Below are 23899 nucleotides of genomic sequence, written 5' to 3' on the forward strand. Positions count from 1 at the left end.
TCAACGCCCGTAGCCGCAACAATCCCGCCTGAGACACGTTCGCGCGCCCGTGCCCACGGGTATGACCGCCAGGTTCGCGCGGCATCAGGAGACTCCCACATGAGCTATCACTACGACGAGCGCATCGACGGCGCGCTTGCGACACACGACAAAGCCACTGTCGTCGCGCAACTGCAAGCGTTGATCCCCGATCTGCACGTCCTCCATGAACAGGAAGATCTACGTCCGTTCGAATGCGACGGCCTCGCCGCCTATCGCGCGACGCCGATGCTGGTCGCGCTCCCCGACAAGGTCGAACAGGTCGAAGCGTTGCTGAAATTCGCCAATGCCAAAAAGATTCCAGTGGTCGCGCGCGGCGCCGGTACCGGTTTGTCGGGCGGCGCGCTGCCGTTGGACAAAGGCATTCTGCTGGTCATGGCACGCTTTAACCGGATTCTCGACGTCGATCCCGAGGCCGGCATTGCCCGCGTGCAACCCGGTGTGCGCAATCTCGCGATCTCGCAAGCCGCCGCACCCCATGGTATGTATTACGCGCCGGACCCGTCGTCGCAGATTGCCTGCTCGATCGGCGGCAACGTCGCGGAAAACGCAGGTGGCGTGCACTGCCTGAAGTACGGACTGACCGTCAACAACATCCTGAAGCTCGAGATTCTCACGATCGACGGTAAGCGCATCACGCTCGGCTCCGATGCGCTGGACGCGCCCGGATTCGATTTCCTCGCACTCTTCACCGGCTCGGAAGGCATGCTCGGCATCGTCACCGAAGTCACCGTGAAGCTGCTCACCAAGCCGCAAAGCGCCAAGGTGCTGCTCGCCAGTTTCGACGACGTCGAGAAAGCCGGCGCGGCGGTCGCGCAGATCATCGGCGCAGGCGTGATCCCGGGCGGCCTCGAAATGATGGACAACCTCGCGATTCGCGCCGCGGAAGACTTTATCCACGCAGGCTATCCCGTCGACGCCGAAGCGATCCTGCTGTGCGAAGTCGACGGCGCGGAAAGCGACGTGCAGGAAGACGTGGAGCGGGTCGAGGCGCTCCTGCGCGCGGCGGGCGCAACCGACATCCGGCTTGCGAAAGATGAAGCCGAACGCCAGCGTTTCTGGGCGGGCCGCAAGAACGCATTCCCTGCAGTGGGCCGCATCTCGCCGGATTACTACTGCATGGACGGCACGATCCCGCGCCGCGAATTGCCGCGTGTGCTCAAAGGCATCGAAGACCTGTCGAACGAATATGGCCTGCGCGTGGCCAACGTGTTTCATGCAGGCGACGGCAACATGCATCCGCTGATCCTGTTCGATGCGAACGCACCCGGCGAAACCGAACGCGCCGAAACCCTCGGCGCGAAGATACTCGAACTCTGCGTGGCGGTGGGTGGCAGCATCACCGGCGAACACGGCGTGGGTCGCGAAAAGATCAACCAGATGTGCGCGCAGTTCAATAGCGACGAACTGAGCTTCTTCCACGCGCTTAAAGCCGCCTTCGACCCGAGCGGCCTCCTGAACCCCGGCAAGAATGTGCCGACCCTGCATCGCTGCGCCGAATTCGGTTCGATGCATGTCCACCACGGCGCACTGCCCTTTCCTGAACTGGAGCGTTTCTGATGCTGATCGAACCGGTATCGATGGACGATTGCGAGCGGCTCGTCGCCGAAGTCTCGCAAGCATGGGCCAGCGGTTCGCCGCTGAAAATTCGCGGCGGCAACAGCAAGGCTTTTCTCGGACGCCTGGTGCCAGGCACGCCAATTGACACGCGCTCGCATCGCGGCATTGTCAGCTACGACCCGACCGAACTCGTGATCACGGCGCGTGCCGGGACACCCGTCGCTGAACTGAACGCCGCGCTCGACGCGGCCGGTCAGATGCTGCCTTGCGAACCGCCGGCCTTCGACGGCACGGCCACCGTCGGCGGGATGGTTGCCGCCGGTCTCGCCGGTCCGCGCCGGCCGTGGTCCGGTTCGGTACGCGACTTCGTGCTGGGATGCCGCGTCATTACAGGTAGCGGCAAACAGTTGCGCTTCGGCGGTGAAGTCATGAAGAACGTCGCGGGCTATGACGTCTCGCGCCTGCTGGCCGGCAGCTTCGGCTGCCTCGGCCTGATCACCGAAGTGTCGCTCAAGGTGTTGCCGAAGCCGCGCGCGACCGGCAGTCTCACGCTCGATCTCGACGCAGCCGAAGCGCTGCGCGAACTGTCCGCGTGGCGCAAGGCGGCATTACCGGTCAGCGGCGCCTGTCACGTCGACGGACGCCTGCATGTGCGGCTCGAAGGCGGCACGGGGTCGGTGGCTTCGGCCGTGGATCGGATCGGCGGCTCCGAACTCGATGCGCAGTTCTGGGACGCGCTGCGTGAACACCGTCTGGCATTTTTCGACGACCCGCGCCCGTTGTGGCGCCTCTCGCTGCCGAACGCTTCGCCGCTGACCCGCTTGCCCGGCGACACGCTGCTCGACTGGGCCGGCGCGCAGCGCTGGCTGAAAAGCGATGCGCCGGCCGCGACGATCCGCCAGATTGCGCACGCCGCGGGCGGCCACGCAACCTGCTTCACGCCACGCGCGGACGCCGAGCCGTTCACACCGCTGCCTGAAGCGCTGCTGCGCTTTCACCAGCAGTTAAAGCAGCAACTCGATCCGCGCGGCCTCTTCAACCCCGGCCGCCTTTATGCCGGCCTGTGAATGCGGGTCTGTGAACATCGGCCTGTGAAGCCCTGAAGGCAAACGACATCATGCAAACCAATCTCAGCGACGCCGCCAAAACCCTGTCACGCGCCGACGAAGCCGAACAGATCCTGCGCTCGTGCGTGCATTGCGGCTTCTGCAATGCGACCTGCCCGACCTATCAGCTGCTCGGCAACGAACTCGACGGCCCGCGCGGCCGCATTTATCTGATCAAACAGATGCTGGAAGGCGAGCCGGTCACGCAGAAAACCCAGTTGCACCTCGACCGCTGCCTGAGTTGCCGCAACTGTGAAACCACCTGCCCGTCGGGTGTCACCTATCATGCGCTGCTCGATATCGGCCGCGCGGAACTGGAACGGCGGATTGTTCGCCCTGCTTCGGAGCGCCTGCTGCGCGAGGGTTTGCGCCGCGTGATCCCGAATTCCGCCGTATTCCGCGTGCTGCTTGAAACCGGCCAGGCCATGCGGCCGTTTCTTCCGGCCGCGCTTGGACGTAAAATCCCCAAGCGAAGCGCTCGGGCAAACGCTGGGACAAAACCGAGGCCGGCGTCGCGGCATCCGCGCACAATGCTGATGCTGGAAGGCTGCGTGCAACCCGCGCTGTCGCCGAACACCAACGCGGCCGCCGCGCGCGTGCTGGACCGGCTGGGCATCAGCATCGTGGATGCCAGGCGGGCCGGTTGCTGTGGGGCGACCGATTATCATCTGAATGCGCAAGAGGCAGGCCTTGCGCGGGCCCGGCGCAATATCGACGCGTGGTGGCCCGCCATCGAGGCCGGCGCCGAGGCGATCGTGCAAACCGCAAGCGGCTGCGGCGCGTTCGTCAAGGAGTACGGGCATCTGTTGCGCAACGACCCTGGCTATGCGTCAAAAGCGCAGCGGGTCAGCGAACTGGCGCGAGACCTCGTGGAGGTATTGGCTAACGAGCCGCTCGATCAGTTGCAGGCGAGTCAATCGCCGGCGCAGTTGCCCACGCAGGGGCCAGCGCAGGTGCCAACGCAGTTGCCAGCGCGGTTGCCAAATGACACGCGGCGGAAAATCGCGTTTCACTGCCCCTGCACGTTGCAGCATGCGCAGAAGCTGGGCGGCGCGGTCGAATCGGTCCTGCAACGGCTCGGTTTCGATCTCACCGCCGTGCCCGACGCCCATCTGTGTTGCGGATCGGCGGGCACGTATTCGATCACCCAGCCGGAGCTTGCGGAAAGATTACGGAACAGCAGGCTCGACGCGCTGGAAAGCGGCAAACCGGAGGTGATCGCCACGGCCAACATCGGTTGCCAGACGCATCTGGACGGCGCCGGGCGCACCCCGGTGCGCCACTGGATAGAACTTGTAGAAGCATCCCTACCATAAACGAAACAGGAAATTCATTATGCTGAGCAAACCCGTTTTGACCGTTGCCGAAACGACCCGAATCCTCGAAGCCGCCCGCGCGGAAGCTGAGAAGAACCAGTGGGCCGTCGCTATCGTGGTGGTCGACGACGGTGGCCACCCACTCGGCATGCTGCGTCTGGACGGCAGCGCGCCGGCCAGCTCGTACATCGCGACGGAAAAGGCCCGCACGTCGGCGATCGGCCGCCGCGAAACCAAGGTGTACGAAGACATGATCAACAACGGCCGCACGGCATTCCTGAGCGCGCCGTTGCAAGGCACGCTGGAAGGCGGCGTGCCGGTGATCGTCGACGGCCAGGTGGTTGGCGCGGTCGGCGTCTCGGGCGTCAAGTCGGATCAGGACGCGCAAATCGCCAAGGCGGGTATTCAAGCGATCGCCGCTTAAGTTCGACATCCGTTCGGATGCGTTCAAAGCGGCATCAATAAAAGCAAGAAGCACAACAGGGACCGGTGCCCCCACATCGGTCCCATTCAGAGATGGAGCAGTCGATGACTCAGATGAACCCGCGCGGTGGACTGCAAGTCGCCGCCAACCTCGACCAGTTCGTCGAAACCGAAGCCCTGCCCGGCACCGGTATCGACAGCGCCGCATTCTGGTCGGGTTTCGACGCCCTCGTGCACGAGCTGGCGCCCAAGAACCGTGCGCTGCTGGCCGAGCGCGACCGCCTGCAAACCGAACTCGACACCTGGCATCGCGCCAATCCGGGTCCGGTGCGCGATCTGCACGCGTACCGCGCCTTCCTCGAAGGCATCGGCTACATCGTGCCGTCGCCGGCAAGCGTCAAAGCCACGACCGACCACGTGGACACCGAAATCGCCGAACAGGCCGGCCCGCAACTCGTGGTGCCGCTGTCGAATCAGCGCTATGCGCTGAACGCTGCCAACGCACGCTGGGGCAGCCTGTACGACGCGCTGTACGGCACCGATGCGATCCCCGAGACCAACGGCGCTGAAAAGCAGAAGGCCTTCAATCCGGCGCGCGGCGCCGCGGTGATCGCTTATGCCCGCACGTTTCTCGATCAGGCCGCGCCGCTCGCGAACGGCTCGCACGTCGACGCCACGCTGTATAGCGTCGAAGGCGGCAAGCTCATCGTTACACAGAAGAGCGGCAAGACCGAACTGAAGACGCCGGTGCAGTTCATCGGCTATCAGGGCGACGCGAGCGCACCGTCGGCCGTGCTGTTGAAGCACAACGGCCTGCACTTCGAAATCCAGATCGACGCGAGCGATTCGATCGGCAAGACCGATTCGGCGCACGTGAAAGATGTGCTGGTCGAAGCCGCGGTGAGCACGATCATCGACTGCGAAGACTCGGTTGCCGCCGTGGATGCGGACGACAAGGTCCAGCTCTATCGCAACTGGCTCGGTCTGATGAACGGCAACCTGACGGAAGAAGTCACGAAGGGCGGCAAGACTTTCACGCGCCGTCTGAATGCCGATCGCGAGTACACCGGCGCGGACGGCAAGCCGGTTAAGCTGCATGGCCGCTCGCTGCTGTTCATTCGTAACGTCGGTCATTTGATGACGAACCCGGCGGTGCTGACCAAAGACGGTCAGGAGATTCCGGAAGGCATTCTCGACGGCGTCATCACCACGCTGTGCGCACTGCACGACCGCAAGCACAAGCTGAATTCGCGCACCGGCTCGATCTATATCGTGAAGCCGAAAATGCACGGCCCCGCCGAAGTCGCATTCGCAAGCGAACTGTTCGCGCGTGTCGAAGATCTGCTGAAGCTGCCGCGCAACACGATCAAGATGGGCATCATGGACGAGGAGCGCCGCACCTCCGTCAATCTGCTCGCCTGTATCGGCGAAGCGTCCGAACGTGTCGCGTTCATCAACACGGGTTTCCTCGACCGCACCGGCGACGAAATGCACACGGCGATGGAAGCCGGTCCGATGATGCGCAAGGGCGACATGAAGTCGAGCGCATGGATCACCGCGTACGAGCGCAGCAACGTGCTGGTCGGTTTGAGCGCGGGCCTGCGTGGCCGCTCGCAGATCGGCAAGGGCATGTGGGCGATGCCGGACCTGATGCATGCGATGCTCGAACAGAAGATCGCGCATCCGAAGGCTGGCGCAAACACTGCATGGGTGCCCTCGCCGACCGCCGCGACGCTGCACGCGTTGCACTATCACCAGGTCGACGTGCAAGCGGTTCAGCAGGAACTCGAACGCACGGACTACGCGAAAGTGCGCGACGAACTGCTCGACGGCCTGCTGACGATCCCGGTCGTCGCAGAGGCGAAGTGGAACGCGGACGAGATCCGCAGCGAAGTCGAGAACAACGTACAGGGCATTCTCGGCTACGTGGTGCGCTGGATCGATCAGGGTGTCGGCTGCTCGAAGGTGCCGGACATTCACAACGTCGGCCTGATGGAAGACCGTGCGACGCTGCGTATCTCCAGTCAGCACATCGCCAACTGGTTGCATCATGGCGTGGTGACGCGTGAACTCGTCGAAGAGACTTTCAAGCGCATGGCGAAGGTGGTCGACGAGCAGAACGCGGGCGACCCGCACTACCAGCCGATGGCGCCGGGTTTCGATACGCTGGCATTCAAGGCCGCGCAGGCATTGGTGTTCGAAGGACGCCAGCAGCCGAGCGGCTATACGGAACCGTTGCTGCACAAGTTCCGGCTGGAAGTGAAGAAGGCGCAGTAAAGGCTGTTTGGTCCGTGGCTTGGGTCCAAGGCTCGATTTTCTGGGCCCGGACTACACCGCGAACCACGCCGGAAAGAAAGACGGGCGCCGCATGATGCGGCGCCCGTTTTAATTTGCGCGGTAGTGCTGCGCGTTGCTTCTGCGTGAAACATTTGCGGCGGTGAAGCCAGTCCTTGCGTTCAGACAGCGCGTTCTGACGGCATGTTCGTGCCGCCGATTAGCGCCACGCGCTCGTGTTCTGAATTCGAGCCGCCCGAAATCGTCGGGCTTCCCAGGAAGCCCTGTCTCCTCGGTCTCCTACCCAGTTAAGCCGCTTCAGCCGTATACTGGGCCGGCACGCTGGCCGGCATATTCGCCTGCATATACGAGTGCAAATACGCTTCGAACTCCGCCTTCACTTCTGGATGGCGCAGCGCGAATTCCACTGTCGCCTTCAGATAACCGAGCTTGCTGCCGCAATCGAAGCGTGTGCCGAAGTAGCGATAGGCGAGCACCTGCTCTTCGGTCAACAGCGATTGCACGGCGTCGGTCAATTGCAGTTCACCGCCGGCGCCCGGCTTGAGCGCACGGATATGCTTGAAGATCGTCGGCATCAACACATAGCGGCCCACCACGCCAAGATTCGACGGTGCCTTGTCCGGTGCCGGTTTTTCGATGATGCCCGACAGCTTGATCACATTGTCTTCCCACTCCTTGCCATCCACCACGCCATACGAACGGCTGTCTTCGCGTGCGATGGTTTCGACGCCGATCACCGAGCTGTGATAGTGGTTGAATGTGTCGACGAGCTGGCTCATCACCGGCTTCGAGCTGTGCAGCAAGTCGTCAGCCAGAATCACGGCGAACGGGCTCTCGCCCACCAGTTTCTCGGCGCACAGCACCGCGTGGCCCAGACCGAGTGCTTCGGCTTGACGGACGTAGAAGCAGTCGACGTTGGCCGGCTTGATGCTGCGCACGAGGTCGAGCAGCTTCTGCTTGTTGCGCGCTTCGAGTTCCGCTTCGATCTCGTAGGATTTGTCGAAATGATCTTCGATGGCGCGCTTGCTGCGGCCCGTCACGAAGATCATCTCGGTGATGCCGGCGGCAATGGCCTCTTCAACCGCGTATTGGATCAGCGGCTTGTCGACGATAGGCAGCATTTCCTTGGGGCTTGCTTTGGTAGCCGGCAGGAATCGTGTCCCGAGGCCCGCTACGGGAAACACGGCTTTGGTGACTTTCAGCATGGTAGGCATTCCCACATCGGTTAGAAATTGGTGTGTTCGCGGGCCTGGCGGCCACTCGATGTCGCCGAAAAGACTAACAAAAAATTAATCCATTTCACGCGTTAAATTTTCTCGATTCGAATAAATAAGTCGATTCCATTTCGATATTCCGGATCGTGACATGCGCCAGGAAACAATTACGTATCTGAATTGAATTATTTTCGGAAATTCCGAAAATTTTACGCATCCGCCGAAACCCGCCGAAACGGATAGTCGGCGACCCAGGCGCGTCCTGACGCGAATCGCGGCCGCGCTTGAGTACGCTCCGGCACCGCTCATTCGTTCTCGTCGAGCTGGGGCAGCTTGGCCGGGTTGATGCGAAAACGGCGGATCGGCTCGTTGCGCAGGGCCTCCCGGTAAGCGGAGGCGGCGACAAGGATCAGTAGCACGGCAATGCCGGCGAGTAAATGCAGGTTCATGACTTCACCTCAGGTCAAGAGAATCCGTGTCTTAAATTAACACGACAAAACCGGCAAATAATTCGATGTAGCAAGTGCTTATGCGTAATTACAATCCGTCACAAAATCGCCATTTAATTCAAATTGGCATGCAATTTTTTATCCATTTTTTGCGGCCACGGTGCACTAGCATGTCATGCATCGCGGGCGCGTGTGGCGCCCGGGAATAAGCTTTTTCCTCCGTCAGAATAAGGACCGCGTATGAGCGACTCAGCACTGGATGCCGCCGGCTCATCCCTGCCCCTCTCCCCGTCACGACCGGCCACGGCACCGCGCGCGCAGAGCGAAGCGCGCGCCGACAGCGCCGGCAAGGAACATGTCATCGACGCAATGCGCGGCTTCGCCGCGCTTCTGGTCGCGTATTTTCACTGCCGCCAGGTCGAATGGGTCGGCATGCAGACCTTTCACCAAACTGTCGGCCATTCATTCAGTCTGAGTACGATTGCCGCTTATCTGACGTTCCCGATTGCGTGGGGCTCGGCTGGCGTGCCGATTTTCTTCGTGATCAGTGGCTACTGCATTCATCGCGGCGGCGCACTGCGACTGGCAAAAAATCCCGACTACCGGCTCGACGCCGGCAATTTCTGGGTACGCCGTTTCGCGCGCATTTATCCGGTGTTGCTGGCGGCGCTCGTACTGACGTTGGCACTCGACTGGGTCAGCTTGCAGTTGCCGCCGGTCAATCACAAGATCCGCGAGATCGGCCTGCAGGCGTTCCTCGTCAATCTGGTTTCGCTGCAAGGCGTAGCCGGCAAGACCTATGGGTCGAACGGCGCGCTCTGGACGCTTTCGCTCGAAGTGCAGTTCTATGCGATCTATCCCCTGCTATTCGCACTGCGCCGGCGTCTGGGCATGACTTCCGTGCTGGCGATCGTCGCGGTCATCAACGTGGTGTCGGCCTATGTGCTCGAGCGCCACGATATTCAGTTTTTCACGTCCTATTGGTTTTCGTGGATGCTCGGTGCGTGGATCGCCGATGCGAAGGCCCATGCCGCTCCGGACGCGCGCTCGCCGGCCTGGCTCTATGTGCTCGCCGCGGCGTTCATCGCACTCGGTTGCGCCGCGTTCCATTTCGGCCAGTACGGCGCATTCCAGTTCTGGGCGATCGGCTTCGCGTTCTACCTGTACAAGGCGCTGGAACGCCGTCATGCGGACACGCCGGGCGTGCGCCTCCTGTCACGATTCGGCGATTTCAGCTTCTCGCTCTATCTGATCCATCTGCCGATCTTCGTGCTGCTGTCGTCGATCCTGTTCCGTTCGTCGCTGCAGATGTCGATCTGGCCTTCATTCGGCTACATGCTGGTGGCCGTGCCGGTGGCGTATGTGTTCTACCGGCTGGTCGAACTGCCGGCGATGAAGTGGTCCGCGAGTTTCAAACCGAAGAGTGGAGTGAAGCCAGCCTGAGAGCGATGCGGTAGAAAGGCCGGGGAAACACAATGTTCAGTTCAGAAACAGGTTTCTCCTTCGACAATGTAAGCAAGCCGTGACGTGCCGCCGGGACCACGCTGTACAACCCGGCTGCCTAAGCGGCGCGCGGCGCAAAAAAACGGAGCGAGAGTCCTTAGGACTTTCGCTCCGCTGCGCTAACGACAGGAACCGGCCAGGTCCCCGCCTACCCCTCGCGTTAATTCAACCGCTCAGCCTCACCCGAATCCCACTCGAACTCCACCGTTCAACCGCGCGCGCAAGCGCTTTAACGCCCCGCCACGCGCTTCAGAATCCGCTCGACACCCTCGACATAGGTCGTAGTGCCGAACCGGCTCAACGCCGTCTGATAGCCGTTCCTGACCAGCTTGTTGCGCAGGTCGTCGTTTGAGCGTAATTCGGCGAGCGTGTCGGCGAGACCATGTGCGTCGCCGGGGGTGCATAGCACGCCGTTTTCGTAATCGTCGATGATCTCGAGCACGCCGCCCGCGCGTGCCGCCACCACCGGCCGCTGCGCCAGCATGCCCTCGACGATCACGCGGCCGAACGGCTCCGGCGTGATCGACGTATGAACGACGGCATCGACCGCGCACATGCAAGCCGCAATGTCGTGCTGGAAGCCGAGGAAATGCACCCGTCCGCCGAGGTTGTGTGCGGCGACGAAGGCGTGCAGTTCGATCTCGTACGCGTCTTCGCCGAACAGCGGCGCACCCACCAGCACCGCATGCATGTGGGGATTGAGGACCATCGCCTCGAGCAGCACGTGTTGCCCCTTCCAGCGCGCAAGGCGGCTGAACGAGCCGACCAGAAATGCGTCCTGCGGCAAGTTCAGGCGCTGGCGCAGCGTCGCTGGCGGGATCGTGCGCAAGGCGTCGAACGGCGCCGCGGAAATACCGTTGAACACCACGTCGATACGCTTTTTGTCGAAGCGCGTCAGGTCCGCGAAGGCGCGAGCGGACGCCGCGGAATTGGCGATCACGTGCGTGAGGCCAAGGCGCGCACACCACTTGATGATCGCCAGTTGCTTGCCGCCGAAATGCTCGGGACTCACGATATCGCGCAGATGCCACACCACCGGCCGCCTCGCAAGCTTGCCGGCAATCGCGCCGATCACCATCGCGCGCTGCGTGTTGGCATAGATGACCTCGGCATCGCGCGCGCGTTTCGCAGTGGCGCGCACGAGCGACATCAGGCCCTTGAGCGCTTGCCCCTTCGGCAACGAACCGCCCTGCTTACGGACATTGCGCAATGCGCCGGCATCCAGCACGTTGACAGTCACGCCGGCCTTGGCCAGAGCGGTGCGAAACGGACCGTCGTCGAACAGCACGACTTCGATGCGCGAGCGCAGGGCTTTGACGATCTCCAGCAGCGATAACTCGGCGCCGCCGAGCACACCGCTCTGGTCGACCGCGAGAATGCGGGGCGCATTGGCACCCACGGCTGCTTTGTAGGGTGCGTACGGCGGCAGTGTTGCCGAGCGCAATGCTGGCACTGAAGCCCGCACGTGAGCGAAGAAACGCTCGCGGAAATTAGCGGCGGAGAACTGCTCGGCGTTCGCGCGGCAATCCGCTGGCGAAAAACGCTTCACATGGTCGTCGAAACGCTCGACCGCGGCAATGATCGACTCGGCGTTCTGATCGTCGAAGAACATGCCCGTGGGCCGCGCCTCCGACAGATCGCGTACGGTTTCGAGCGCCCCGCCCTTGCCGTAGGCAATCACCGGCGTACCGCACGCCTGCGCTTCGACCACGGAAATGCCAAAATCTTCTTCCGCGGCGAACACGAAGGCTTTCGCGCGGCTCATCTTTTCCTTGAGCACCTTGAACGGCTGGTAGCCCATGATCTCGACGTTGGGTCCCGCCTTCGCGCGGATCTTCTGCATGTCGGGGCCGTCGCCGATCACCACCAGCTTGCGCTCCGGCATCTGCGCGAACGCCTCGACGATCAGATCGATCTTCTTGTAGGGCACCATTCGCGACGCGGTCAGATAGAAATCTTCCTTGTCGGTGCACAGCGAAAACGCCTCGACATCGACCGGCGGAAAGATCACCTGCGCTTCGCGCTGATAGACCTTCCTGATCCGCCGCGCGATGAAGTCGGAGTTCGCAACGAAGCCGTCCACCGAATTCGACGTACGGATATCCCAGTTGCGGATGTAATGAAGAATCAGCCGCGCCATGGCCGATTTCGGACCGTTGGTCAGCTTCGACTGCTGCAGATACTGGTGCTGCAGATCCCACGCATAGCGGATCGGCGAATGCACGTAGCTGATGTGCACCTGGTCGGGGCCGGTGAGAATCCCTTTTGCCACCGCGTGACTGCTCGAGATCACCACGTCGTAGGCCGACACGTCGAGCTGTTCGATTGCAAGCGGCATCAAGGGCAGATACGTGCGGTATTTGGTGCGCGCGAGCGGCAGCGTCTGGATGAACGAGGTCGTAACCGGTTTGCCGCGCAGGAAGCTGCGGTCGTCGAGAAAATCGACAAGGCTGAACAGGTCCGCGTCCGGAAAGCACGCGACGATCTGCTCGAGCACCTTCTCGGCACCCGCATAGGTGACGAGCCAGTCGTGCACGATCGCGACACGCACCGTCTTGTCGCTGCGCATCGCCGTGCGGCGGGACGGCGCCTGAGCGCCGGGAACAGTAGTGAGTTCTGCCAGTGCACTGCGCGTTGCGGGTTGCAGCGCGGCTTCTTCAAGCACTTCGTGGTTCATGCGCTTTTCCTCGGATTCAGTCGCAACAGCAGTGAACGCGCAAGATCGCGCAAAGCGGGCGTCATCGTGATCGACCAGGCGACGTTCGCGCCTACCATCAACAGACCGGCGACGATCGCCAAAGCGAGACTTGGCAGGAAACTGGCAAGCCATAGGCTGGCCAGTAGAAACGCGAGGTGGGCGAGCATGTCGAGCGCGATCTGGCGGGCGCGAATCGCCGACAGGCGCAGCAGCACGGCGTAGTCGAACAGTGCCCGGCCGGCCACGACCATCGCCGCGCCGGTCAAACCGAAATGCGTAATGGCCAGCCACAAAGCCCCTGCAAACAAGGGCAATTCGAACAAACCGACGCGCGCGGCCGTGGCCGGGTTGACCTGTGACTGGATCAGAATCCGCGTGACGTTCGCCTGGCCAACGAGCCAAACCGCGATGATCATGATCCGGCCCACCGGCGCCGCCACGGTGGCGATCTCGTTGCCGACCCACAGATGCAGAAACGGCTCGAGCACCAGCATCGCGACCAGCGCGACCGGCGTGAACACACCATTGAGAAATTCGAGCGATTGCTGCGTGATGGTGTCGGCATCCGCGCGGCCCACGGCGGACAGGCGCGGAAACAGCGTACGCACCAGCGCGGTGGGCACGATATTCAAACGTGTCACGAGGTTCTGCGGCACGGTGTAATACGTGACAAAACGCGCGCCGAGACTCGTGCCGAGCATCACGCGGTCGAGCGATTCGGCGATCATGTTGGTGACGCTCGCAATCAGCATCCAGCCGCCGAAATTGAAGAGTCCCTTCGCCACGCCGAGCTGAGGCGGAAGAATGCTGCGAATCTCCAGCACCTTCAGCGCGGAACGTCCCAGCAGAATCGCGGCCAGAATGCGCGCCAATACCGCTGCGGCCAGCACGTTCTGCAGGGTCGCGCCCATCCACCATGCTGCCCCGAGCGGCAGCAACTGGAACAGGAAGGTGCCGATGGTCTGATTGGTGTTGTAGACACCAAAGCGTTCCGCGCCGTTAATTGCCCCGGCGAACACCCACGACACATTCGCAATCGGAATCGCCACCGCGAGCCACGGCAGCGCCATATAGACCTCGTGCTGCAGCTCCGGCGACACCTTGGTGAAATACGCGGTGTACAGAAACGCACCGAAATAGATAATCAGCCCGCCGACGATACCGGTCGCGAGATTGAGCCACGTCGCGCTCCAGAACACGCGTGCGCTCTCACTTTTGTCGCCCGTGGCACGCGCCTTCGAGATGTGATTCTGCGCGGCCATGCTCATGCCGAGATCGAGAATCCCGAAGTAGCCGATCAAGGTCCACACGAGACTGATGACGCCGTAGCGCTCGACGCCGAGCAGCTTGATATACGACGGCACGGTCACGAGCGAGACGAAAGTCGGCAGCACCAGCCCGAAAAAGTTGATCGCTACGTTTTTGAGAATGCCTTTGTCCATCGGATGCCTTGGGTTAAATCAGTTGCCTGGCTCAGTTGCCTGATATTGCGAATAAAACCTTCACGACACGTACGTCATCAAGGCTTCCAGCGATACATCATCACTTTTCCGCGCGCGTCTTCTTCGACGAACACCAGGTACTCGCCATTGCTGCGCTTCGCGGCGCTAATGCCGTTGGGTACATCGACCCAGCCCGACGCGCGGCCCACTTCCGGGCCAGGACGAATCACCCCGACCTCCTTGCCCGTGTCCTTGTCCCACACGTGCACCGCGCCGACCGGCTCGACGCCGAAGAGGTATTGCCCTTCAACGGTGAGGCCGATAATCGTGGCGATGGGTTTGGTCTGCGTCGTCCACGGCAGCGTGATCGAATAGCGTTGCACCGGATTGCCGCTCGACCATTTGTCGTAGCGCACCAGCACGCGGCCCACTTCTTTCCAGAAGCCGCGGTCCACCGGTGTATCGGGCGTATAACCGGTCACGTACATCGTGTCGGTGTCGGGGTCGTAGATCGCGCGATGCAGTTCGGTGAACGGTTGCGGCACCGGGTACTGCGTCATGTTCGAATACGAATAGATGGGATTGCCCTTCGCATCCAGGCCGCCGAAGCGGAAGCGGTAAATGCCTTTGTTATCCCGGGTGCGCCAGATGTCGCCGGCGGTATCGACCCACCAGCCCCAACCACCCGCGAGCTTCGTGCCGCTCGTGTTGAGCGTGAATTCGTCGGTGTTGAACTTGCCGTCGCCGTTCACGTCGCGCCAGATCCAGTCGCCGCCAGGCGGCGCATTCGGCACCTTGGCGACCGCGCGCTCGCGCCCGGCGATGAAACCCGAAGGAATCGCCGTTTCGCCGTCGTGCTGCGGGTCGAAGCGATAGATCTTCAGGTGGTCCGCGTACATGTCGGTCAGGTACAGGAACGTGTGGCCCTTGAGCTTGCGGGCAATCGGCAAGCCGGGATATTGATCTACGTGGAAGACGGGGTCGTCGGGGTACTTGAAGCGGTTCGACAGAAAGCCCGCGTATTTCCAGTCCTGACCCGCAGGCTTCGACAGATCGAGTTCGAAGCGCTTGTTGCCGGTGTAGACGCTATCCGGACGTGACGGATCGATCCATGCACCGTCGACGAACAACAACCCTTGCACCTGCCAGTTCTGTTTGCCGTCGGGCGCATAGCTTTCGAGCGTGGCGCCGAGACCCGCGCCGATCGGGTCATAGCGTGGTCCGATGCCATTGGTCGACACGTACACGTTGCCGCGCGCATCCACGCCCACGCCAGTCAAACCGTTGAAGCGCTGCGGGCCGGGTTTGCCGGGAACGCCGCTGAAAATGCCGCCGCGTTCGCCGAGCGAGCCGGACTCCGCGTAGCGGCCGTTGTTCTTGCTGAAAAACAGCACTTGCTGACGCGGGCCGTTGTCGGCGATCAGAACGCGGCCTTGTGCATCTATGGCGATATCGACCGCAACCGTATCGGCGGGCAGCGTGAACGTTTCGTCGATGCGCTTGCCCGCGGCGGTGTAGTGCTCCACGTGCGGAGCCTTGTCGTTGCGCGTGCCGCTCAACACCCAGAGCGTGCCATCGGGGGCAAGCGCCATGCGACCCGGTTCGTGCACCGTCCATGTGGTTTTCTGCTGCATCGATTCCGCGTCATACACCTCGATGCGATCGCGCGCAGTGTTCGCCGCGTAAAGCGTGGTGTCGTTTGCCGCCAGACCGCCAATCTCGGCACTGGTGCCGGTCGGCACTTCGTTCAACATCAAAAAGCCCGCTGCCAGTTGCGCATGCGGGTCAGCGTTGTTCGCGGCCGGCTGGAACGGCGCGGCGCGCTTCGGATCGGCGATCTGCCGACGCGAAATGCCGAACCATTGCTTGCCCTTCTCCGGCCACACACCCTGCTCGACCAGACGTCCCTTTTCGTTGCCGACCGCGATCGCCACGAAGGCGTACTTGCGATTGACCGCAATCGCGCTGCCGCCGCCGTTGCCCCAGCCGTGCGTGCCGCCCGCGAAGCCGAGCATCTTGCCGTTCTGATAGACGCTCGCTTCGGCGCCGCTTTCGTCCCACGGTGCGTTCGTATAGACCTCGCCGTCCGGCGCAACCGCGATCGCGGTGATGTTGATCTGCGTCCACGTGCCGTCGCCGAAACCAAAGGTATTGCCGATCCAGGAATTTTTCGCGTTCAACACGGTTTCCGCGGATGCCGTGAAGCTGACCGATGCCGCCGTCATTCCGGCCGCACAGGCGAGTACAGCAATCCAGGTTTTGAACGTGAAACGGACCAAAGTAATTCCTCCAATCAGGGCCGTGCCGCGATTGGGCACATGGCCCACGCGGGTGCAAAATCCAATGAAGTGACGGCAGAGGCCGCTAGAAGCAGAAGCGACGTAAGAACACGAGACTGATTCCCGCACCGGTCACATTACGCGGAAAAAACGCTGCAACGAAAATCGAAAATAATTCAAAAATATTCGATGCTTTGAGCGTTGTGAAAGAAAATGATTTAAAAATAGATTAAATGAAAATAGACGTGGTTTCGTGCGCCCAGCGGCGCCTCCGCCCATCATCTTTACCGATGCAGCCTGATGCCGGCTGCACTTCTTACGCATTGCGACAGCCTCAAGGCACAAGCATAAAAATCAATTCCGAATGGATAACGAAACACCCTGTTGCAATCTGATTCACTTATCCAATTCATTCCCGTTTTTTCATCAATTTATTTTCCCTAGAATCGAATGCACTTCCGTTGCGACGCGAAACGGGCGCGCCCCTGTTTTCTCAGGCCCTGTTCCTGACTTGAGAAGGCGCGCGCGATCCTTCGCCTGGCCCATCCGCTTCACACCATGGACGGTTCATGACTGCTAGTGCACTGCCCTCAGCGCCTTCTCACTCCCGCCGCATCGTGCAGCTCGATGGCTTGCGCGCCATCGCCGTGCTCGCGGTATTCGCCCAGCACGCCTTGAAAGCGCCGCTATGGATGGGCGTCGATCTGTTTTTTGTTCTGAGCGGCTTTTTGATTACCGGCATCCTGCTTGAACGCAAGGCGCGTGAGCAGTCGTATTTCGGCTATTTCTATGCGCGCCGGGCGCGACGCATCCTGCCGCCTTATCTGCTGCTGATGGTGGTGTCGTCGATTCTGTTCGGCTTTGGCTGGGCACAGCACTGGCAGTGGTATGCGTTCTTCGCGACCAATATCGGTGATGCGCTCAATCAGAGCGGTCACGACAGCCTGAATGTGCTGTGGTCGCTGGCCGTTGAAGAGCAGTTCTATATTTTCTGGCCGTTCGTGATTCTATTGCTGCCCGAGCGAGTGCTCGGCTACGTGGCGGCCGCGTTGATCATTCTGGTGCCGGTGCTGCGCGCGGTCGCCACGCCCTGGTTCGACTCGTTCTGGCCGATCTATTATCTGACGCCGTTCCGCATGGATCTGCTCGCGGCCGGCGCGCTGCTCGCGGTTGCCGTACGGCGCGATCGCAACGCGCTTGAACCGTTCAAGGGCCTCGCCGTGCTCGGCTTCTTTGCCGCGCTGGCCGTGCTTGCATGGCTGCATCTGCATTACCCGCGGTTCCGTGCGGCGAATACGCCGCTGTCGAATGCCGGGCTGTACAGCATTTCGTTGGTGCTTTGTACTTCCGTCGTGGTCATCGCCCTGCAGAGCAAGGGCATCGTCAAACGGCTGCTGTGCAACCCTGTGCTGGTCTATATCGGCACCATCAGCTACACAATCTATCTGATTCACCTGAGCGTGCTGTACACGCTGTGGCCGCTGCATCTGAACCGCTATCTGACGGCGGCGCTGGCGCTTGCCATCACCCTTGCCTACGCCAGCATCACGTGGTTCGCGTTCGAAAAGCGCTTGATCTTCGGCTCCGCAGGCAAAACCCCTGCGTCGGCGGGTAGCGTCTCAGGGGGCGCGTCGCAAGCGCCGCAAAGCCGCGCATGAGGCGCCGCGCGTGGCTGGCAGCGAGCATGTCGGTCGCTGCGTCGGTGCTGATTTCGCCGGCATTCGATGCCTATGCCGGCAGTCGTGCCGCCACGCAGGTACTGGTAGACGCGTATGGCGATTCGACCACGCTCGGCATTACGTGCAGCGACGGCCATTGCGGCCCGCAGGCGCAAAACGCCGTGGCGTATCTGCAGGACGAATTGCAAGCGAGGTACGGCGAGCGGGTGCGCGTCACGAACTACGGCGTGGGCGGCACGATGGCCACCCAGTTGCGTGACGGTACCGGCAACCGCCGCGCCGGCCCCACCGCCGGTCTGCCGTGGCAGGAACGGCTCGCCGCTTCGTCCGCGCAGATCGTGTTGATCAACTACGGCATCAACGAAGTGATGCAGAACCAGACGCCCGAGCAGTTTTACGCGGCCGAAACAACGCTCGTGAAAACCGCGCGCGCGCTCGGCAAAGAGCCGGTTCTGCAGACGTCGAACCCGATGCCCGACAACCGCCTCAACGCGCGGCTCGCCGCGATGGTGGCGATGACGCGCCGCGTGGCGGCCGAACAGCAGGTGCCGCTCGTCGATCAGTTCGCGTACATCAGCAATCTGCCGGACTGGAAGATGCTGATGTCCGATGGTGCGCATCCGAAACCGGGCTTGTACCGGCTCAAGGCTGAACAGGATTTTCAGGTCGTCGATCCGCTGGTGCGGCGACTGCTGAACGGCACGCTCTGAAGTTCTTTTTTCTTTTACCAATATCGAAGGCAAGCTATGAGCCAACCACGCAAAGCGATCATTACCGGCGTATCCGGACAGGACGGCGCCTATCTGACCAAACTACTGCTCGACAAGGGCTACCACGTGACCGGCACCTACCGGCGCACGAGTTCGGTCAACTTCTGGCGCATTCGTGAGCTTGGCGTGCTCGATCATCCGAATCTGCGTCTGGTCGAACACGATCTGACCGACCTCGGCTCCACGCTGCGCCTGCTCGAAGGCGCGCAGGCCGACGAGTTGTACAACCTTGCCGCGCAGAGCTTCGTGGGTGTCTCGTTCGACCAGCCCGTGACGACCGCCGAAGTGACCGGCATCGGCGCGCTGAATCTGCTCGAAGGCATCCGCATTCTGAATCCGAAGACGCGTTTTTATCAGGCGTCGACATCGGAAATGTTCGGTCTCGTGCAGGCGGTGCCGCAACGCGAGGACACGCCCTTCTATCCGCGCAGCCCATACGGCGTTGCCAAGCTGTTCGCGCACTGGTCGACCATCAATTACCGCGAGTCGTACAACCTGTTCGCCAGCAGCGGCATTCTGTTCAATCATGAATCGCCGCTACGTGGTCGCGAATTCGTGACGCGCAAGATCACGGACACGGTCGCGAAGATCAAGCTCGGCAAGCAGGACGCGCTGGAACTCGGCAACCTGAGCGCCAAGCGCGACTGGGGCTTCGCGCTCGAATACGTGGAGGGCATGTGGCGCATGTTGCAAGCCGACGAACCCGATACGTTCGTGCTCGCCACCGGCCGCACCGAGACGGTACGCGACTTTGTGCGCATGGCGTTCGCCGCGGCGGGCTACCAGATCGAATGGTCGGGCAAGGACGAGCGCGAGACCGGTATCGACGTCGCCACCGGCAAGACGCTGGTGCGCGTGAACCCGAAGTTCTACCGCCCGGCGGAAGTGGAGCTGCTGATCGGTTGCGCGGACAAGGCGCACGAGAAGCTCGGCTGGAAGCCGGAAACCACGCTGGAACAGCTGTGCCACATGATGGTTCACGCGGACCTTGGGCGCAATGAGCATCACGAGACGTTCTGATCCTGAGTAGCGGCTGTTTGCGCAGCCGCCATCCGGTACAAAAAAGGCCTGATCGTTACGATTCAGGCCTTTTTTCTACTGCGTCGTAAAGCCTTCAGTGCACCCCACCCGCCGCGATCGCCTCGCTATACACCGACGCCACGCGCTTCGCGATCACCGAGTTGTCGAAGTTCTCGCGTGCATAGCGGCGGCAAGCATCGGCATCCGGCAACTTCAGCGAACCGTTCAACGCGCCTGCCAGACCTTCCGCAATCGCCTTCGCGCCCGTCTCCGCCAGCACCAGATTCGGCGACAAGCCCGCCACCGCTTCCGGCAGGCCGCCCACCGGCGTCACCAGCACGGGCGTGCCCGAAGCCAGCGATTCAACGGTAATCAGCCCGAAGCCTTCGAGTGCCACCGTCGGCACCACGCTGATATTCGCCGCGCGATATAACGCAGCCAGATGCTGATCGGGCACGAAGCCCAGCAGTTTCACATTGTCGTCAAGGCCGGACTCGGTGATCCGCGCCTGTAATTCGCCTTCGAGCCGTCCCTTGCCCGCGATCAGCAGCAGTACGTCGGGTTCGGTGCGTTTGAGCAGCTTCACCGCATCGATCAGATCTTCGAGTCCCATGCGGCGCACCAGACGCCGCACCGCCAGCACGATCGGCCGGTCCTGCGGTAATTGCAGCCTCAGGCGCGCTTCGGCCGGTGTGATCGGTAGATTGAATTGCTCGACGTCCACGCAACCCGGCACCACGCGCACGCGGTCCGGTGCGATGCGATAGCGCGACGTCAGGATCTTGCCGAACGCCTCGGACAATACGATCAGCCGCGATGAACGCGCATACACCGATTGCTCCAGATAGCGCTTGGCGCGCTGGCCGAGCGAATCGGCGCCTTCCACGTGACTCTCGTCGGCCCACGGTCCCTGAAAATGCGAAACCTGCGGAATGCCGCGCGTCACGTCGAGACCCGGAAACGTGTACAGCGCGAAGTGCGACGAAATCACGTCGGGACGCGAGGTGCGGATCTCCTGCCGCAGTGCGCGGCGTGCCGCCATCAGCCGCAGCGGCAGCGATTGCGCCGCGGAGCCGAAACCGTTGATCGCGCCACCGGTGTCCGCTGCAACTTTCGCCGAGCCGGCGACCACGCCGCGCACCGCGACGCCCGCGCCCGGCAGCGCGCCGACCAGCGAGTAGTACATGCGGTCGAGGCCGCCCGCGCGCTCGGGAAACCAGTGCATCCCGATCTGCAGCGATTTGATGGAACTCGTCGTCATGATTGTTGCCCCTGTGCGTTCTGAGAGTTGTAGTGGATTGCGGGATGTTTCGGACAGCCGGTTCGCCAAACGACCCACCTGCGGGTCTGCGCTTTGGTCCGCGCTTTGGTCGGCATTCGGGTCCCGCTGTCGTTCCCTGTCAGGGCGCGCATTCATTCCGCACCCTTCTGCCCGGCCAGCGTGTTCAGCGTCAGCGCGTCGGTCTTGGCGACCGCCGCGGCCTCCGATTCGCTGCGTCGGCGGTCTTTCTGCTGCCCCGCCAGTTGCCGGTATAGCGCGATGTATTGCGCCGCCATACGCGCCCAGCCGAAGCCAGTCGCAAGTTCGTTGGCGGCGACGCCCATCGCGCGGCGCGCGTCGTCGTTGTCGGCGAGGCGCGCGACGGCCCCGGCCAATGCCTTGGGATCGTCCGGGTCGTCGAGCACGATGCCGCATTCCGGCGTGATGATTTCAGCGCCGCCCGCCGTGCGCGCCGTGACCACCGGCAGGCCCGCAGCCATCGCTTCGAGCAATGACAAGCTCATCGCCTCGTAGCGCGACGGAAACACGAACGCGTCGACCGAATGCATCAGTACCGGCATTTCCTTGACCAGACCGAGAAAATGCACGCGATGCGCAATGCCGAGCGCCTTGGCCTCTTCCGGATACGGACTGCCCGGGAGGAACCCGGCCACCGCGATCTGCACGTGTTCGGGCAGATGCGTGAGCGCCTTCAACACGGTGCCGAGGTTCTTGCGCGGCGTGCGCAAATCGCCCACGAACAGCAGCAAAAATGCGTCCGCGGACAATCCGAACTTCGCGCGATCGCCCGTTGCGGCCGCAAAACCTCGCGTATCGACGCCGTTGTAAATCACGTCGACCCGGTTATGTGGCGTCAACCCGATCGCGCGAATTTCATCGGCGACCTTTTGCGACACCGCCGTAATGACCTTCGAGCGCCGGTAAGCCCAGCGTTCGAGCAGCGCGTTACAGCGCGTATAAACCGACTGATACGCGGACCACACGCCTTTCGTCAGCCCGAACGGGTAGTACTTGCTGCCGAACCAGCCGCTGTGCACGAAGTGCGAGGTGTTGACGTCGGCGGGCATCCACGTGATGAACCCGTTCACGTGCAGCACGTCGTATTCGCGGCGATGCGCGCGCAGCCACATCGCGCTCTTGAACGCGAACACCTGCTGACGCAGCAGATTGGTCGGCCACCATTTGCCGATTTTGATGGGTGTCCAGCGAACGTTCGGATGGGCAAGAAGATCCGGCGCGACATGTGACGCGACCAGCGTCACGCCGATGTTCTCGTCGAGAGCGGCGCGCGCAATCTCGTGGTTGACGCGCCCCTGGCCGTCGTTATGGCGCACGACGTGCGTGACAATGGCGACTCTCAATCAGTGCCTCCGTGGAGAAATAGCGTGCGTCTGCGGTTCATCTTTTCGTAGTGCACCGCGGAAAGGATCGAAAAAACACTCATGAAAAGCAGCAGGCCGCCGGTACCGACCAGCGAATTGGTGAACACCAGCATCGCGAACGTCGCGAGACTGAGGCTCAGGCAGGCGGAAACGAATTTGTCGTTGCGCAGCTTGAACGAGGCAAGCGCCGCGCGCACCACCAGCCAGACGATGCCGGACATGTAGAGCAGCGTGCCGGGCCAGCCGAGCACGAACGGGATGTTCATCACGCCACTGTCGAAGTTGCCGTACTGGCCGAGCTGACCGCCGTCGTTCGAGAGCTTGGTCGAGGTACCGGTCGCGCCCATGCCTTCGCCGGAGACGTCGGTAAAGGCGGTCTTCGCGAAGGTCGCGTAAAACTCGTTACGCGCGGCATAGCTCTGGTCGTCGCTCAGGTTGACGAGCGTGTTCAGGCGCGCCTGCATCCGCTCGGCGACCGGGCCGACCGTGAGCAGCGGCACGCAGAGGCCGGCAAGCAGCACCGCGCTCGCCACGATCCGCACGCGCACCTTGTTGTTCGACTTGACCAGCTGGATCAGAAGCGCGATCACCCAGCCGCCCCACGTCGAACGAACGAGGCTCAGCGCGAACGCAAAGAAGCCCAGCGCCGCCGCGACCCACCGCACGCGGTGCGTCGCCGCCATCACGTAGACCATTGCACCCATCATCGCGAACGCGAACGGTCCCGACGAGTTCATCGTGCTGAAGACGCGTACGCCCATCGGCACGGCGTCGCCTTGCGAATTCATCTGCGAACCCAGCATCCACAGCGCGTCCCACGGCGGCATGATGAAGAACTGGATCAGGCCGTAGCCGCCCATCACCAGCATGCCCCAGATGAAGGTACTGACGATGGTGTCGCGGTACTTCGGATACTGACGCGTATGCGCCATGATGTGAAAGCCGATCAGGATCGGATAGAGCCAGTTCGCGAGGTCATAGGTCGCGGCGAGCGGCCCGCTCGACATCACGCCGATCATGAACGCGTAGGCAAGCCCCATCAGAATCAGCAGCACCGGCAGGCCGCGCCGCTGCGAAAGTACCTTGTAGTAACGGAGCAAGGAAAACCCGCTGATCATCGTCACCGCGAGCGGCGCGATCTGGATCAGGCTGGTCGGCGTGAACGAGCCTTTGGACCAGTCGGCGAGACGCCGCACTTCGGGGCTCAGAAACCACAGCCACCACATGAAACCGATGTAGCGCGCCGGACTTCTGAAATAAAGCCAGAGGCCCGTCAGGATCGCGAGCACCGGGAATCCGAGCGTGAGCACCGTGCCCTGATGCGCGCCGATCAGCATCGCCGTGATCAGCCACAGTAAGGCCTCCGGCAGCCACTCCTTGCGAGCGCCGGACAGGGTCCGCCCAGCGCCGTCGCCACCGGCTCGCGTGATTGTCGACATCGT

17 protein-coding genes are annotated in these 23899 nt (G+C 62.2%); 9 read left to right on the forward strand and 8 right to left on the reverse strand.

Annotated features, from left to right (window positions below):
- The first annotated feature begins 99 nt into the window (after positions 1–99).
- The 5 genes from glcD (at position 100) to PQQ52_RS24605 (ending at position 6721) form a co-directional block, all read left to right on the forward strand.
- A complete protein-coding gene (gene glcD / locus PQQ52_RS24585; protein ID WP_408216971.1) occupies positions 100–1599 on the forward strand; it encodes a glycolate oxidase subunit GlcD in 1500 nt (499 codons plus the stop codon).
- Positions 1599–2666, forward strand: coding sequence for a glycolate oxidase subunit GlcE (glcE, locus tag PQQ52_RS24590; protein ID WP_408216973.1), 1068 nt, complete (start codon positions 1599–1601; stop codon positions 2664–2666). Before glcD ends, glcE begins: the two co-directional genes overlap by 1 nt.
- Before the next feature lie 50 nt (positions 2667–2716).
- Positions 2717–4021, forward strand: a complete 1305-nt coding sequence (gene glcF / locus PQQ52_RS24595; protein WP_408216975.1) for a glycolate oxidase subunit GlcF — start codon at positions 2717–2719, stop codon at positions 4019–4021.
- Positions 4022–4040: 19 nt separating this feature from the next.
- The gene (locus PQQ52_RS24600) at positions 4041–4445 is read left to right on the forward strand and encodes a heme-binding protein (protein WP_120291848.1); all 405 of its coding nucleotides are present in this window, start codon (positions 4041–4043) and stop codon (positions 4443–4445) included.
- 104 nt (positions 4446–4549) lie between these two features.
- Complete coding sequence (locus PQQ52_RS24605; RefSeq protein ID WP_408216977.1) at positions 4550–6721, forward strand: malate synthase G; 2172 nt, start codon at positions 4550–4552, stop codon at positions 6719–6721.
- Between the two features lie 305 nt (positions 6722–7026).
- Here PQQ52_RS24605 and galU read toward each other — a convergent pair whose 3' ends face one another.
- Positions 7027–7944, reverse strand: coding sequence for a UTP--glucose-1-phosphate uridylyltransferase GalU (galU, locus tag PQQ52_RS24610; RefSeq protein WP_408216979.1), 918 nt, complete (start codon positions 7942–7944; stop codon positions 7027–7029).
- Between the two features lie 314 nt (positions 7945–8258).
- A complete protein-coding gene (locus tag PQQ52_RS24615) occupies positions 8259–8402 on the reverse strand; it encodes a hypothetical protein (RefSeq protein ID WP_325043959.1) in 144 nt (47 codons plus the stop codon).
- 240 nt (positions 8403–8642) lie between these two features.
- On the opposite strand from PQQ52_RS24615, the gene PQQ52_RS24620 reads away from it, so the two are divergent.
- The gene (locus tag PQQ52_RS24620) at positions 8643–9845 is read left to right on the forward strand and encodes an acyltransferase family protein (RefSeq protein WP_408216981.1); all 1203 of its coding nucleotides are present in this window, start codon (positions 8643–8645) and stop codon (positions 9843–9845) included.
- 289 nt (positions 9846–10134) lie between these two features.
- On the opposite strand, the gene PQQ52_RS24625 is transcribed toward PQQ52_RS24620, so the two are convergent.
- From PQQ52_RS24625 to PQQ52_RS24635, 3 genes are all read right to left on the reverse strand, one after another.
- Positions 10135–12582, reverse strand: a complete 2448-nt coding sequence (locus PQQ52_RS24625; RefSeq protein ID WP_408216984.1) for a glycosyltransferase family 4 protein — start codon at positions 12580–12582, stop codon at positions 10135–10137.
- Positions 12579–14045, reverse strand: coding sequence for a flippase (locus tag PQQ52_RS24630; protein ID WP_408216986.1), 1467 nt, complete (start codon positions 14043–14045; stop codon positions 12579–12581). The genes PQQ52_RS24625 and PQQ52_RS24630 overlap by 4 nt, the downstream gene beginning before the upstream one ends.
- Positions 14046–14122: 77 nt before the next feature.
- Positions 14123–16324: an NHL repeat-containing protein gene (locus PQQ52_RS24635; protein ID WP_408216989.1), complete on the reverse strand. Its 2202-nt coding sequence runs from the start codon at positions 16322–16324 to the stop codon at positions 14123–14125.
- A 569-nt stretch (positions 16325–16893) separates the two neighbouring features.
- Here PQQ52_RS24635 and PQQ52_RS24640 point away from each other — a divergent pair.
- The 3 genes from PQQ52_RS24640 to gmd are packed head-to-tail and all read left to right on the forward strand — an operon-like array spanning position 16894 to position 19793.
- A complete protein-coding gene (locus PQQ52_RS24640; protein ID WP_408216992.1) occupies positions 16894–17982 on the forward strand; it encodes an acyltransferase family protein in 1089 nt (362 codons plus the stop codon).
- Complete coding sequence (locus tag PQQ52_RS24645) at positions 17979–18713, forward strand: SGNH/GDSL hydrolase family protein (RefSeq protein ID WP_408216995.1); 735 nt, start codon at positions 17979–17981, stop codon at positions 18711–18713. The genes PQQ52_RS24640 and PQQ52_RS24645 overlap by 4 nt, the downstream gene beginning before the upstream one ends.
- Positions 18714–18749: 36 nt before the next feature.
- A complete protein-coding gene (gene gmd, locus PQQ52_RS24650) occupies positions 18750–19793 on the forward strand; it encodes a GDP-mannose 4,6-dehydratase (RefSeq protein ID WP_408216998.1) in 1044 nt (347 codons plus the stop codon).
- A gap of 94 nt (positions 19794–19887) precedes the next feature.
- Here gmd and PQQ52_RS24655 read toward each other — a convergent pair whose 3' ends face one another.
- The 3 genes from PQQ52_RS24655 to PQQ52_RS24665 all read right to left on the reverse strand — a co-directional run bounded on the left by PQQ52_RS24655 (position 19888) and on the right by PQQ52_RS24665 (position 23896).
- Complete coding sequence (locus PQQ52_RS24655; protein ID WP_408217000.1) at positions 19888–21054, reverse strand: glycosyltransferase family 4 protein; 1167 nt, start codon at positions 21052–21054, stop codon at positions 19888–19890.
- A 152-nt stretch (positions 21055–21206) separates the two neighbouring features.
- On the reverse strand, positions 21207–22436 hold the full coding sequence (locus PQQ52_RS24660) for a glycosyltransferase family 4 protein (protein ID WP_408217003.1): 1230 nt from the start codon (positions 22434–22436) through the stop codon (positions 21207–21209).
- On the reverse strand, positions 22433–23896 hold the full coding sequence (locus PQQ52_RS24665; RefSeq protein WP_408217005.1) for a glucose-6-phosphate isomerase: 1464 nt from the start codon (positions 23894–23896) through the stop codon (positions 22433–22435). Before PQQ52_RS24665 ends, PQQ52_RS24660 begins: the two co-directional genes overlap by 4 nt.
- Between the last annotated feature and the right edge of the window lie 3 nt (positions 23897–23899).

The organism is Paraburkholderia sediminicola (assembly GCF_046030555.1).
In the GTDB taxonomy this organism is placed as follows: Bacteria; Pseudomonadota; Gammaproteobacteria; order Burkholderiales; family Burkholderiaceae; genus Paraburkholderia; species Paraburkholderia sediminicola_E.